This is a genomic window from Streptomyces sp. NPDC025651, from assembly GCF_055558735.1.
In genome coordinates, this window is the sequence record NZ_JBVHLZ010000002.1 from 1 (window position 1) to 12,738 (window position 12,738).

The window sequence follows — 12,738 nt, forward strand, 5'->3', positions numbered from 1 at the left end:
TTTCTTCTGTTCTTGCGTTTCCGACTCTATCAGACTCTTTCGTGTCCGATTTCCTCGGTGCCTTTCCGGTTCCCGGTCCGGCCTTTCGGCCTTCCCGTTTCCCTTTCCGGCGGTTCCGACTCTATCAGATCCTTTCGGGCCTGATTCCCAGTCAGCGGGAGTTGCCTTCGCGGCTGTTGGGCCGTTCCGACGAGTGAGACTTTAGCGGAATCCTGGCTCCCGACCTAATCGGGGGCGTCCTTTCGAACGCCGATTCCTCATTTCGCAAATACGCATGAAAACGGAACGAAGGCGGGCCCCACGAGGGAACACGACGTCGATCGTTTGAATGGTTGTTGCGGAATGGCTGTCCGGGGACCGACCGGGTGGTGCTTGGTCGACGCTCACGTCGGACAACTCGGAGAACACTACGTTCCGCCTCGGGGAGTGTCAACTCCCACCCACGAGGGCCTCGACAGGGCTACCCTGGGAGACGTGACTACACGTGCGTACGCCCAGCTGTGGTGGGCCGCCTGACGGCGGCCGTACTTACGCATGTACCCAACGGCCGCCGCCTCGGCGGCCGTTCTTGTTTCTCCCCCTGGAGGACCTGGAGCCCGGCCGCCGGGACGGCGGTCCTGACCAGGAGGCGGAGAGATGACGAGGATCTTCAGCGGGATCAAGCCGACGGGGCACCTGACCCTGGGGAACTACCTGGGAGCCGTCCGGCGGTGGGCCGAGGTCGACCAGCACCGGGCCGACTCGCTCTTCAGCATCGTCGACCTGCATGCCCTCACCGTGGACCACGATCCCGGGCGGGTGCGTCGGCTCAGTAGGCAGGCGGCGACGCTGCTGCTCGCCTCGGGGATCGATCCCGAGCAGGCCACCGTCTTCGTCCAGAGTCATGTGGACGAGCACGCCAGGCTCTCGTATCTGCTGGAGTGCGTCGCGACCGACGGCGAGATGCGGCGGATGATCCAGTACAAGGAGAAGTCCGTGCTGGAGCGGTCGCGGGGCGGGAGCGTGCGGCTGTCGTTGCTCACCTATCCCGTGCTGATGGCGGCGGACATCCTGGCGTACGGGGCCGACGAGGTGCCGGTCGGGGAGGACCAGACCCAGCACGTCGAGCTGACGCGGGATCTGGCCGAGCGGTTCAACCAGCGGTACGGACAGACGTTCGTGGTGCCGCGGGCCACGCCGCCGAAGGTGGCCGCGCGGGTCATGGATCTGCAGGACCCGACGTCGAAGATGGGCAAGTCCCACGATTCCGGGGCCGGGATCGTCTATCTGCTGGACGAGCCGGACGTGGTGCGCAAGAAGATCCTGCGGGCCGTCACGGACAGCGGCAGCGAGGTCGCGTACGACCGGGAGGCGCAACCCGGGGTCTCGAATCTGCTGGAGATCCTTGCGGCTTGCCAAGGTGGGAACCCCGAGGCGCTGAGCGGTGTATATGAGTCGTACGGCGCACTGAAGAAGGACACCGCCGAGGCCGTGGTGGAGCTCCTCAGGCCCGTGCAGGAGCGGCACAAGGAGCTGGTGGCTGATCCCTCTTATGTGGAGGAGGTGTTGCGGCGGGGAGCCGAGCGGGCCAGAGGGATGGCGAAGCCGACGGTGGACGGCGCCTATCGGGCGATCGGGCTGCTGCCGCCGGTGAGCGAGGCCCCGTAGGTAGACAGGTAGGTAGGTAGTCAGGGGGTGGGGGCGTGAGCTGGTGGTGAGGGCGGGGCCTTCGGTGGGCCCCGCCTGTGCCGGGGGCTTCGGTGGGCGTCAGCTGTTGTTGCCGGAGGCCAGTTCGCGGCTGCGGTCGCGGGCTGCTTCCAGGGCGGCGATGAGGGCCGCGCGCACGCCGTGGTTCTCCAGCTCACGGATCGCGTTGATCGTCGTGCCCGCGGGGGACGTGACGTTCTCGCGGAGCTTCACCGGGTGCTCGCCGCTGTCGCGGAGCATGACGGAGGCGCCGATCGCCGCCTGGACGATCAGGTCGTGGGCCTTGTCGCGGGGCAGGCCGAGCAGGATGCCCGCGTCGGTCATGGCCTCGACCAGGAAGTAGAAGTACGCGGGGCCCGAGCCGGACAGGGCCGTGCAGGCGTCCTGCTGTGTCTCGGGGACGCGGAGGGTCTTGCCGACAGCGCCGAAGATGTCCTCCGCGTGGGACAGCGCGGCGGCGGAGGCATGGCTGCCGGCCGAGATGACGGACATGCCCTCGTCCACGAGGACGGGTGTGTTCGGCATGACGCGGACAACCGGGGTGTTCTCGGCCAGGCGCTCTTCGATGAAGGAGGTGGTGATGCCCGCGGCGGCGCTGATGACCAGGCGGTCGGGGGTGACGTGCGGGGCGAGTTCGTCGAGCAGCTTGGTCATGTCCTGCGGCTTGCAGGCGAGGATCAGGGTGTCGGCCTGCTTGGCGGCGTCGGCGTTGCTGACGGGGGTGACGCCGTAGCGGGTGCGGAGTTCGTCGGCGCGTTCCTGGCGGCGGGTGGTGACCAGGAGGTCGGCGGGTGCCCAGCCGCCGCGGATCATGCCGCTGAGCAGGGCTTCACCGATCTTTCCGGTGCCGAGGACTGCGACTTTCTGGCTCGTCTTGCTGCTCATGCGCGGGGCCTCCGGGGTTGCGTCGTTCGGGGGCCATCCTCGCACTGGGGGATCGGGGGCAGCGGGGCTGTCCGGTGGGCGGACCTCCGCTCACGGGGTGGGGCGGGCGCTCATGCGGTGCGGCGTCGCAGGGTGGCCGCGCCCAGGCAGAGGACCAGCAGGGCACAGGCCGCGACGATGACGGCGTCGCGTACGAAGTCGCCGGTGACGTCGGGGTGGTGGAGGACTTCGTTCATGCCGTCGACGGCGTACGACATGGGGAGGGCGTTGGAGATCCATTCCAGGACGGGCTGCATGGCGGCCCGCGGTGCGAACAGGCCGCAGAGCAGGAGCTGGGGGAAGATCACCGCCGGCATGAACTGGACGGCCTGGAACTCGGAGGCGGCGAAGGCCGAGACGAAGAGGCCGAGTGCGGTGCCGAGCAGGGCGTCGAGCAGGGCGACCAGGAGGAGCAGCCAGGCGGATCCCGTGACGTCCAGGCCGAGGGCCCACAGGGCGAGGCCGGTGGCGAGGGCGGACTGGACGACGGCGAGGGTGCCGAAGGCGAGGGCGTAGCCGGCGATGAGGTCGCCCTTGGCGAGGGGCATGGCGAGGAGGCGTTCGAGGGTGCCGGAGGTGCGTTCGCGGAGGGTGGCGATCGAGGTCACCAGGAACATCGTGATGAGGGGGAAGATCCCGAGGAGGGAGGCGCCGATGGAGTCGAAGGTCTGCGGGCTGCCGTCGAACACGTAGCGCAGGAGGAGCAGCATCACGCAGGGCACGAAGACCATCAGCGCGATGGACCGCGGGTCGTGCCGGAGCTGCCGCAGCACTCGGGCGGCGGTGGCAAAGGTGCGGTAGGCGTTCATCGGGGGCTCCGGTTCAGCTTGGGCTCGTTGTCGTGGAGGGCCTGTTTGTCGGGGGCTCTTGGTCGGTGGGAGGTGGCCCGGCATCGAGGGGGGCGTCTTCACCGGGAGCTCCGGCTCGGTGGGGCCGAGGCGCCCGGCCGGACCCCCGCTGTCGCGAGCTCCCTCTCTGTCGGCGGCTCGTCTTGTCAGGGGCTCGTCGTCATCGGGGGCTCGTCGTCACCGGGGGCCCCTGGTCCGTGGTGCCCGGTGGCTGTGCTGCCGGGGTCGCCGCGTCCACCAGGTGCAGGAACGCCTCCTCGACCGTCGGTGTGTGCGTGCGGGTGCGGAGGGATTCCGGGGTGTCGTCCGCCAGGAGTTCGCCCTCTCGCATCAGGAGGAGGCGGTGGCAGCGTTCCGCTTCGTCCATGACGTGGGAGGAGACGAGGATCGTGGCGCCGCGGTCCGTGGCGATGGTGTGGAAGAGGTTCCACAGGTCGCGGCGGAGTACGGGGTCGAGGCCGACCGTCGGCTCGTCGAGGACGAGGAGTTCGGGGGTGCCCAGGAGTGCGACCCCGAGGGAGACGCGGCTGCGCTGGCCGCCGGAGAGGTTGCCCGCCAGGGCGTCGGCGTGCGAGGTGAGGGCGACGTCGTCGAGGACGCGGGTGACGTCGGCGCGGCGGCGTTCGGCGGCGGGGCCGCGGCCCGGGTCGAGGACGGCCGCGAAGTAGTCGAGGTTCTGGCGGACCGTCAGGTCGTCGTAGACGGACGGGTCCTGGGTGACGTATCCGATGCGGGAGCGCAGGGCGGGGGCACCCGCGGGGTGGTCGAGGACCCGCAGGGTTCCCGTGACCTTGGCCTGGGTGCCGACGATCGAGCGCATGAGCGTGGACTTGCCGCAGCCGGAGGGGCCGAGGAGGCCGGTGATCTGCCCGCGGGGGACGGTGAAGTCGAGGCCTCGCAGGACGGTGCGGGGGCCTCGGACGACGGTCAGGCGCTCGGCCAGGACGGCCGGGCTTCGAGCCGGGTTCCCGGTCGGGCTTTGAACCGGGTTTCCAGCCGGGCTTCGATTATTCATCATGTGATGAATAATCCTCCTGGGGGCAGGACCCGTCAAGGCACCGCGCGCCCACCGAGCGGGCACCGAGCGGGCACCGCGCGTTCAGGGGGCGCGGGAGTGGAGCGGGCCGCGGGGCGCGACCCCGCGCTTCCGGTGCGGGAGTGACGGGGCTCTCGGCCCGCTGTGCGATCAACTCCCTTACGCGACAATGGGTTTCAGTGCCGGGCCCTCCCCCGCCCCGACACTCTTCGACACTCCTCCCCCACGCATCTCCCGATCGCCCGTGCTCACGTACGCGTTCACCACTGGAGGTGCCCCTTGCCGATCCGCCCTGTCCGCACCGCACGCGCCCGCACCGCTCGCGCCGATCTCGTCGCCTCTCTCGTCGTCTTCCTCGTCGCCCTCCCCCTCTGCCTCGGCGTCGCCGTGGCGTCCGGCGTGCCCGCCGAGCTCGGGCTCGTGACCGGCATCGTCGGCGGGCTCGTCGTCGGGCTGCTGCCCGGCAGCAGCCTGCAGGTCAGCGGGCCCGCCGCCGGTCTGACGGTCCTCGTGTACGAGGCGGTGCGGGCGTACGGGCTCGCCGCGCTCGGCGTCCTCGTGCTCGCCGCCGGGCTGCTGCAGATCGGGATGGGGGTGCTGCGGCTCGGGCGCTGGTTCCGCGCCGTCTCCGTCGCCGTGGTGCAGGGCATGCTCGCCGGCATCGGGCTCGTGCTGATCGCCGGGCAGCTGTACGCGATGGGTGATGTCGCCGCTCCGGCCGGCGCGGGCGGGAAGATCGCCGGATTCCCGGGTCTCGCCGGAGCCGCCGAGCCCGCCGCGTTCGCCGTCGGTGCAGGAACGATCCTGGTGCTCGTCCTGTGGCCGCGCTGGCGGGCGGCCGCGCGGATCCTGCCCGCGCCCCTGGTCGCGGTCGCGCTGGCCGCGGCGGTCACGGCGCTGCTGCGCCTGCCCGTGCGCAGGATCGAGGTGCACGGGCTGCTGGACGCCGTGCGGCCGCCGGGCGCGGGCGGGTTCGGGCGCCTCACGGAAGTGGCCGTGCTCGGGACCGTGCTCGCGTTCGCCCTGATCGCGTCCGCCGAGTCGCTGTTCAGTGCCGCGGCGGTGGACCGGCTGCACCAGGGGCCGCGTACGGACTACGACAAGGAGCTGATCGCGCAGGGCGCGGGGAACGTCGTCTGCGGAGCCCTCGGCGCGCTGCCGATGACCGCCGTGATCGTGCGCAGCGCGGCGAACGTACGGGCCGGGGCGCGGACCAAGGCCTCGCGGGTCCTGCACGGCGTGTGGCTGCTGCTGTTCGCGGCCGCGCTGCCCGCCGCGCTCGCGCTGATCCCGGTGGCGGCGCTGGCCGGGCTGCTCGTGCACGCGGGGTGCAAGCTCATTCCCGTACGCGAGATGGTGCCGTTGTGGCGTGAGCATCGCGGGGAGGCCGTGGTGCTCGGGGTGACCGCCGTGGCGATCGTGGTGACCAACCTCTTCGAGGGGGTCCTGATCGGCCTCGCGCTCGCCGTCGGCAAGACCGCGTGGGACATCAGCCACGTCCACGTGGAGACCGAGGACCGGGGCGCGGCGGGCCTGGTCGTCCGCGTGGTCGGCAACGCCACGTTCCTGCGCCTTCCCAAGCTGCTCGACGCCCTGGAGGCGCTGCCGGCCGACCGGCAGGCGCGACTCGACCTCGCGGGGCTGCGGCACGTCGACCACGCGTGCGCGGCGGCGCTCGAGGGGTGGGCGCAGCGGCGGGGGCCGCGGCCTGCGGACGGGGTTCAGGCGGGGCGGGTCGCGACCAGCAGGTCCACGACGTAGCTCTCCTCGACCACCGCGTCCGGGAAGACCTTGAGCAGCTCCGCGCGCTCCTCGGCGAGGAAGACCGCCGTGCGCTCCTCGCCGAGGACGAGGAACGCCGAGTGCGTGCCGAGGTTGGCGAGGTGGGTGTCCAGCGGGACGCTGCGGCTCCAGCGGAGGCGGTCGCGGCGGAAGTCGAGGGCGGTCGTCACCTTGCCGGCGCGGTCGGCGGTGTGGCGGGCGTCGTCGTCCATGCCGAGGAAGCGGGCGACGCGCTCGGTCTGGGCGTCGAACCACGGCGTCTCGTTGTCCGGGATGTTCCACCACACGGCGAGGGCGCCGCCGGGGCGCAGCACGCGCAGGACTTCGGGCGCCGCGCGCTCCTGGTCGGTCCAGTGCCAGGCCTGTGCGTACGTGATGAAGTCGGCCGACGCGTCGGCGAGCGGCAGCGCGTTGCCGTCGCCGCGTACGACGGGGATGTGCGGCAGCGTGCGGCGGAACTGTTCCGCCATGCCGTCGCCCGGCTCGACGGCGAGGACGTCCGCGCCCCGGTCGGACAGCAGGGCGGTGGCGATGCCGGTGCCCGCGCCCACGTCCACCACGCGCGCGCCGGCGAGGGGGTGGCCCGCGAGGCGCTCGACGGCGTCGAAGAGGGCGGGCGGGTAGGAGGGGCGGTACGCCGCGTACTTGGCGGCGGCGGAGTTGAAGGAGTGGGCGCGGGACGGGGCATGCGTCATGGGGTCATCGTGGCCCCGGGGCGCCGGTCCGGGAAAGCCCGTGTCAGCGCTTGCGCTTCTTCCTGGACGGGTTGCCCGTGCGGCGTGCCGTGCGCTTCGCGTACTGCTCGCGCGCCGTCTCGTACTCCTTGCGGTGCAGTGCCTCGCCCGGGGCCTCCGTCAGGGAGCGGAAGAAGTAGGCGAGGAGGCTGCCGATGAAGCCGATCGTCATCAGGCCGCGCATCGAGGCCTGCGACGCCGGGTCGTGGCGGCGGGTGAACCCCTCCCAGGTGCGGCGGAAGGCGAGGGCGCTGCAGATCGCGAACATCACGACGACCAGGAGGTTCACGAACGTGCCGACGTCCGCGATGGTCAGGCCCTCGTAGGCGAAGCGGAGCACGAAGCAGCCCGCGGCCGCCGCGAGCAGCGAGCCCGCGGCGACTCCGGCGCGGCGCGCGCCGTACCCGCCGTCGTGGGCGACCCAGGTCGTCCCGAAGAAGCGGATGGGCTCGGGCTGCGGGCCGGGGGCGGTGCCGGTGGGGCCGGTGGGGCCGGTGGGGCCGGTGGGGCCGGTGGGGCCGGTGGTGGCTTCGGTTTCTGCGGTGCCTTCGGTGCCCGTGGGGCCTGGGGTGCCGGATTCTTCGCTCACCGTTTGATTATCGCCTGCCGGGGCGGACGGACCGCCGTCCCCGGGGGCCGGGGCACGCCCTATTCGTCCCCCGCCTTGCCAGGCCGCACCGCCCGGCCGCTAGTTTGGCCGTGTAAGGCGTCGCCGGGAACTGATGCGCAACCGGAGAACACGGGGGAGGTTGGTGCGGGTGTCGCTCCGCGGAGGAGACCCGGAGGAGATCGGCGGCTATCCGCTGGAGGCACGCCTCGGTTCGGGCGGCATGGGCACGGTCTTCCTCGCGCGGACGGCGTCGGGGCGCCCCGTCGCGATCAAGCTGATCCACCAGCAGTTCGCGGACGACGAGGAGTTCCGGATCCGCTTCCGGCAGGAGGTGGCCGCGGCCCGGCGGGTCAGCGGTGCCTTCACCGCGGCCGTGATCGACGCCGACCCGGAGGCCGAGCACCCCTGGATGGCCACGGCGTTCATCGAGGGCCACACGCTGGCGCAGCGCATCGCCAAGCAGGGACCGATCGGCGGCGCGGAGCTGCGCACGCTGGCCATCGGGCTGACCGAGGCGCTGCGGGACATCCACCGCGCGGGCGTCGTACACCGGGACCTCAAGCCGTCGAACGTGGTCCTCTCCCCCGAGGGCCCGCGGGTCATCGACTTCGGCATCTCGCGCGCCGCCGACCAGCAGACGCTGACGATGACGGGGCGGGTGATCGGCACGCCGCCGTTCATGTCGCCGGAGCAGCTGCAGACGCCGCGCGGGGTCGGGCCGCGCTCCGACGTCTTCTCGCTGGCCACCCTGCTCGTGTACGCGGCGACGGGGCAGGGCCCCTTCGACGCGGACAGCCCGTACATGACGGCGTATCAAGTGGTGCACGAGGCACCGTCGTTGGGCGCGGTTCCGGACGCCCTGCGCCGGGTGGTCGAGCCGTGCCTCTCGAAGGACCCCGAGGACAGGCCCACGGCGGACGAGCTCCTCGTACGGCTGCGGGACCTGCCGTCCGACCTGGGCGGCGCGAGCCCGGCCGCGCCGGCGCGCAGCACGCGCGAGACGGACACGCAGCACCATCTGTCGACGGACGACACCCCGGCACCGAATTCACCGGACGCACCACACACACCGAACGCGTCACACGCACCGAACACATCACACGCACCGAACGCCACCCCCGCACCGGCGCCCTCGCTCGCCAAGAGCGACGACACCGGCACCTTCATGAGCCGTCATCTGCGCCGCCGTCGGCGTCCGGTGCTCGCGGCCGTGGCCGCCGTGGTCGCCATCGCGGGCGGAGTCGCGCTGATGAACTCCGGCTCGTCCGGCGGTTCGGGCGGCACGGACGACAACGGCGGCAACGTCGCGGCGACCGGCGCACCACTGCCCCACGGATTCGAGCCGTGGAAGAAGTCGGTGCTCGGCGGCCGCGAGGACATCCCGGACGAACTGCGCTGTCTGTCCCGCGGCGACGCGCTCTACTGCGGGGGCGGCGGGGTCGTCGCGGCCAGGCTGCGCGCTGTCGACGGCTCCCGCGTCTGGACCGAGAAGAGCCCCGGCGTCCCGGTCCAGGGCATGCACCTGGTGGGCGCGACCGACGACACGGTGCTCGGCTACCGCTTCGCGGCCGAGGACGCGCCGGGCGACCCGGCCACCGAGGTGGTCGCGATCGACGCGGACAAGGGCAGGGAGCTGTGGGCGGTGCCGTCCGGCGCCCAGTCGACGGCCGTCACCGGGCAGACGCAGGACGCCGTCGTCGTCGACTCCACCGTCGTGACGGTCGACGCGTCGACCACCCGCTTCGAGGGACGCCGGGCGCACAGCGGCAAGGTGCTCTGGCGACAGCCGTTCCCCGCGGGCACGCAGTGCTCCCCGGTCCCCTCGGGCACCCTGCTGTACGCGATGTGCGCGCCGAACGCCGAGGTGTCGGCGAGCGCGGTGCGCCACCCCACCCTGCACGTCGTCGACCTCGCCTCCGGGACGCTCGGCAAGGCCATCGCCCTCAAGGGCCCCGCCCAGCCGGTCGGCGCCGCCGACGGCAGCCTCGTACTCCTGCACCGGAACGAGCAGAGCCTCGCGACCGTCGGCTACGACGGCGTGATGCGGGTGGACCGTGACACGCACGAGGTCACGTACTCCCGGCTGCCGAAGACGTACGCGGGGACGCCGGGGATGGCGGACGGAACCGTCTTCGTGAGCGGGCAGACCGGGCTCGTCACGGCCCTCGACCCGGCGACGGGGCGGAAGAAGTGGTCCCGGCAGACGGGCGTGGAGGGCGCCTCCGGGCCGGTGGCCGGGGACGGCGACGGCGACAGCGACGGCGCCCTGTACTTCAGCTCGGCCAGCGGACGCGTCGTCGCGCTCTCCTCGCGCGGGGGCAAACCGCTGTGGACGACGAACCCGCGGGCCGACGGCCTCGCGGGCGAGGTGAACGCCAGCGCCCGGGTGACCGTCATGGGGCGCATGGTGGTCGTGACGGCCGCGGAGAACACCGTGTTCGCCTTCGACTCGACGAAGCCGCCGAAGTCCGGCTGACGGAGTCGAGCCGGGCCTCGGCGGCCCGAGGTGCCGTCAGCAGCGCGGCGCCACGTACCCGTCGCTGCCCGTGCGGACGTACGTGTCCGAGACGTACCGGCCGCTGCCGATGCGGTCCCACAGCTTCGACGTGCCCGTCGGGCCCGTGACCGTCTCGCCCGGCTTCTGGCAGGCGATGGTGACGCGGGCGCCCGCACGCAGGCGGCCGACCTTGGCGTACGAGGTGCCGGGGCCGGAGCGGACGTTGACGTCCGCGACGATCGCGTACGTCCTTGCGGCCATGGCCTCGACGGCCTCAGGCGCCCCTGCCGTGTCCTCGGGAACTATGACGTTCTCGCTCACCGTGCTCTCCCCCCGTAACGGGCGACGCGGGCCGCCCTCGGCATGTTCCTCACACCAAGGACGCACCCGCGCCGCACAAAGGTTCCCGTGAACCTTCCGGGGTCAGCCCGGCTTCGACGTTCAGCCCAGCTTCGACACGTCCCGGACCGCGCCCTTGTCGGCGCTCGTCGCCATCGCGGCGTACGCGCGCAGGGCGGCGGAGACCTTCCGCTCGCGCGCCTTGGGGGCGTACACACCACCGAGGGCCTCGCGGCGGGCGGTCAGCTCCTCGTCGGACACGAGGAGTTCGATGGAGCGGTTCGGGATGTCGATGCGGATCCGGTCGCCGTCCTCGACCAGCGCGATCGTGCCGCCGGAAGCCGCCTCGGGCGAGGCGTGGCCGATCGACAGACCCGACGTACCGCCGGAGAAGCGGCCGTCGGTGACCAGGGCGCAGACCTTGCCGAGGCCGCGGCCCTTGAGGAAGGAGGTCGGGTAGAGCATCTCCTGCATGCCCGGGCCGCCCTTGGGGCCTTCGTAGCGGATGACGACCACGTCGCCTTCCTTCACGACCTTGTTGAGGATCTTCTCGACGGCCTCTTCCTGCGAGTCGCAGACGACCGCGGGACCCTCGAAGGTCCAGATCGACTCGTCGACGCCCGCGGTCTTCACGACGCAGCCGTCCACCGCGATGTTGCCCTTGAGGACGCCGAGGCCGCCGTCCTTGGAGTAGGCGTGGGCGACGTCGCGGATGCAGCCGTTCGCGGCGTCCGTGTCCAGGGTGTCCCAGCGCTCGGACTGCGAGAAGGCCTCGGCGGAGCGCTTGCAGCCGGGCGCCGCGTGCCACAGCTCCAGGGCCTCGGCGGACGCGGAGCCGGAGCGGATGTCCCAGGTGTCCAGCCACTCCTTGATGGAGGGCGAGTGGACGGTGTGCACGTCCTCGTTGAGCAGACCGCCGCGGTACAGCTCGCCGAGGAGCGCGGGGATGCCGCCCGCGCGGTGCACGTCCTCCATGTAGTACGTCGTGGTGGGCGCGGCGTTCGGGGCGACCTTGGCCAGGCACGGGACGCGGCGCGAGACGGCGTCGATGTCGGTCAGGTCGTACCCGACCTCGGCCTCGCGGGCCGCGGCGAGCAGGTGCAGGATCGTGTTCGTCGAGCCGCCCATGGCGATGTCGAGCGCCATCGCGTTCTCGAACGCGGCGTGCGTGGCGATGCTGCGCGGCAGGACCGAGGCGTCGTCGCCGTCGTAGTACCGCCTGGTGATGTCGACGACCGTCTGCCCCGCCCGCTCGTACAGCTCCTTGCGGGCGGTGTGCGTGGCGAGCACCGAGCCGTTGCCCGGCAGGGAGAGGCCGATGGCCTCGGTCAGGCAGTTCATCGAGTTGGCGGTGAACATGCCGGAACAGGAGCCGCAGGTCGGGCAGGCGTTCTCCTCGATGCGGAGGATGTCCTCGTCCGAGATGTTCTCGTTCACGGCGTCGCTGATCGCGTTGACCAGGTCGAGCTTGCGGACCGTGCCGTCGACGAGCGTGGCCTTGCCGGCCTCCATCGGGCCGCCGGAGACGAAGACCGTGGGGATGTTGAGGCGCAGGGCCGCCATCAGCATGCCGGGGGTGATCTTGTCGCAGTTGGAGATGCAGATCAGGGCGTCGGCGCAGTGGGCCTCGACCATGTACTCGACCGAGTCGGCGATGAGGTCGCGCGAGGGCAGGGAGTACAGCATGCCGCCGTGGCCCATCGCGATGCCGTCGTCCACGGCGATCGTGTTGAACTCGCGCGGGATGCCGCCGGCCTCGCTGATCGCCTCGGAGACGATGCGGCCGACGGGGGCGAGGTGGGTGTGGCCCGGCACGAACTCCGTGAAGGAGTTGGCCACCGCGATGATCGGCTTCCGCCCGATGTCGGCCCCGGGTACACCGGAGGCGCGCATAAGGGCGCGGGCGCCCGCCATGTTGCGGCCGTGGGTGACTGTGCGGGACCTGAGCTCGGGCATCGTCGCTCGCTCCTTCAGAGAGTTGAGACTGCTGCCTGGCTGGACTGAGGGACCGCTCGATGAAGCCCAGGGCATGAAGGCGGTCACACATACGACTCACCGAAGACGGCGCCGAGCCCAAGTACTCGCCGAGCGTGCGGAGGTTGATCCCCTCGGCTCCGTCCAGGGCGAACAGCACACGCAGCTGTGACGACGACACGGGTGCCGTCGGCGCGATGTCCCTGCCCCTCCCCCAGAGCACTTCGAGCAGTTCGATGACTTCCCGGGCAGCATGCGCGGCCGCATCCTGGTCGCCCCCGCCGGAAGTTTCGGAATCCATGCCCTCA

At 71.7% G+C, this 12,738-nt stretch carries 11 protein-coding genes and 1 pseudogene; 4 read left to right on the forward strand and 8 right to left on the reverse strand.

The genetic code is table 11. The annotated features are described in order from the left end of the window. Positions 1 to 197, forward strand: a 197-nt coding sequence (locus tag ACZ4D5_RS08015) for a hypothetical protein (RefSeq protein WP_467771514.1), incomplete at its 5' end; no start/stop codon positions are given. Between the two features lie 439 nt (positions 198 to 636). Continuing rightward, positions 637 to 1,647: a tryptophan--tRNA ligase gene (trpS, locus tag ACZ4D5_RS08020; RefSeq protein ID WP_467771515.1), complete on the forward strand. Its 1,011-nt coding sequence runs from the start codon at positions 637 to 639 to the stop codon at positions 1,645 to 1,647. Positions 1,648 to 1,746: 99 nt separating this feature from the next. On the opposite strand, the gene proC is transcribed toward trpS, so the two are convergent. The 3 genes from proC to ACZ4D5_RS08035 all read right to left on the reverse strand — a co-directional run bounded on the left by proC (position 1,747) and on the right by ACZ4D5_RS08035 (position 4,473). Continuing rightward, positions 1,747 to 2,571 (reverse strand): pyrroline-5-carboxylate reductase, encoded by an 825-nt coding sequence (gene proC, locus ACZ4D5_RS08025; RefSeq protein WP_362330377.1) that lies wholly within the window; start codon positions 2,569 to 2,571, stop codon positions 1,747 to 1,749. Positions 2,572 to 2,681: 110 nt separating this feature from the next. Beyond that, a complete protein-coding gene (locus ACZ4D5_RS08030) occupies positions 2,682 to 3,419 on the reverse strand; it encodes an ABC transporter permease (protein ID WP_467771516.1) in 738 nt (245 codons plus the stop codon). A gap of 199 nt (positions 3,420 to 3,618) precedes the next feature. Further along, positions 3,619 to 4,473 carry an ABC transporter ATP-binding protein gene (locus tag ACZ4D5_RS08035; protein WP_467772240.1) on the reverse strand — a complete coding sequence of 285 codons (855 nt, stop codon included), beginning with the start codon at positions 4,471 to 4,473 and terminating at the stop codon, positions 3,619 to 3,621. Positions 4,474 to 4,779: 306 nt separating this feature from the next. On the opposite strand from ACZ4D5_RS08035, the gene ACZ4D5_RS08040 reads away from it, so the two are divergent. Next, positions 4,780 to 6,255: a SulP family inorganic anion transporter gene (locus tag ACZ4D5_RS08040; protein ID WP_467772241.1), complete on the forward strand. Its 1,476-nt coding sequence runs from the start codon at positions 4,780 to 4,782 to the stop codon at positions 6,253 to 6,255. Here the strand turns inward: ACZ4D5_RS08040 and ACZ4D5_RS08045 are convergent. After that, entirely contained in the window at positions 6,216 to 6,971 is a 756-nt protein-coding gene (locus tag ACZ4D5_RS08045) for a class I SAM-dependent methyltransferase (protein ID WP_467771517.1), read from the reverse strand. The two genes, ACZ4D5_RS08040 and ACZ4D5_RS08045, sit on opposite strands and share 40 nt — an antisense overlap. 43 nt (positions 6,972 to 7,014) lie before the next feature. Continuing rightward, positions 7,015 to 7,599 (reverse strand): EamA/RhaT family transporter, encoded by a 585-nt coding sequence (locus tag ACZ4D5_RS08050; protein ID WP_467771518.1) that lies wholly within the window; start codon positions 7,597 to 7,599, stop codon positions 7,015 to 7,017. Positions 7,600 to 7,768: 169 nt separating this feature from the next. Between ACZ4D5_RS08050 and ACZ4D5_RS08055 the strand changes: the two genes are divergently transcribed. Beyond that, on the forward strand, positions 7,769 to 10,096 hold the full coding sequence (locus ACZ4D5_RS08055; protein ID WP_467771519.1) for a protein kinase domain-containing protein: 2,328 nt from the start codon (positions 7,769 to 7,771) through the stop codon (positions 10,094 to 10,096). 36 nt (positions 10,097 to 10,132) lie between these two features. Here ACZ4D5_RS08055 and ACZ4D5_RS08060 read toward each other — a convergent pair whose 3' ends face one another. From ACZ4D5_RS08060 to ACZ4D5_RS08070, 3 genes and pseudogenes are all read right to left on the reverse strand, one after another. Continuing rightward, positions 10,133 to 10,378 (reverse strand): SH3 domain-containing protein, encoded by a 246-nt coding sequence (locus ACZ4D5_RS08060; protein WP_467772242.1) that lies wholly within the window; start codon positions 10,376 to 10,378, stop codon positions 10,133 to 10,135. A 180-nt stretch (positions 10,379 to 10,558) separates the two neighbouring features. Then, on the reverse strand, positions 10,559 to 12,412 hold the full coding sequence (gene ilvD, locus ACZ4D5_RS08065; protein WP_467771520.1) for a dihydroxy-acid dehydratase: 1,854 nt from the start codon (positions 12,410 to 12,412) through the stop codon (positions 10,559 to 10,561). Between the two features lie 43 nt (positions 12,413 to 12,455). Further along, positions 12,456 to 12,731: pseudogene (locus ACZ4D5_RS08070) on the reverse strand (MarR family winged helix-turn-helix transcriptional regulator); the annotation flags it as partial. Positions 12,732 to 12,738 lie beyond the last annotated feature (7 nt).

Excerpts from the sequence above, each read along its gene's own strand:
- proC (WP_362330377.1), bottom strand. The coding sequence starts at position 2,571 with ATGAGCAGCAAGACGAGCCAGAAAGTCGCAGTCCTCGGCACCGGAAAG.
- ACZ4D5_RS08060 (WP_467772242.1), bottom strand. The coding sequence starts at position 10,378 with ATGGCCGCAAGGACGTACGCGATCGTCGCGGACGTCAACGTCCGCTCC.
- ACZ4D5_RS08035 (WP_467772240.1), bottom strand. The coding sequence starts at position 4,473 with ATGAATAATCGAAGCCCGGCTGGAAACCCGGTTCAAAGCCCGACCGGG.
- trpS (WP_467771515.1), top strand. The coding sequence starts at position 637 with ATGACGAGGATCTTCAGCGGGATCAAGCCGACGGGGCACCTGACCCTG.
- ACZ4D5_RS08045 (WP_467771517.1), bottom strand. The coding sequence starts at position 6,971 with ATGACGCATGCCCCGTCCCGCGCCCACTCCTTCAACTCCGCCGCCGCC.
- ACZ4D5_RS08030 (WP_467771516.1), bottom strand. The coding sequence starts at position 3,419 with ATGAACGCCTACCGCACCTTTGCCACCGCCGCCCGAGTGCTGCGGCAG.
- ilvD (WP_467771520.1), bottom strand. The coding sequence starts at position 12,412 with ATGCCCGAGCTCAGGTCCCGCACAGTCACCCACGGCCGCAACATGGCG.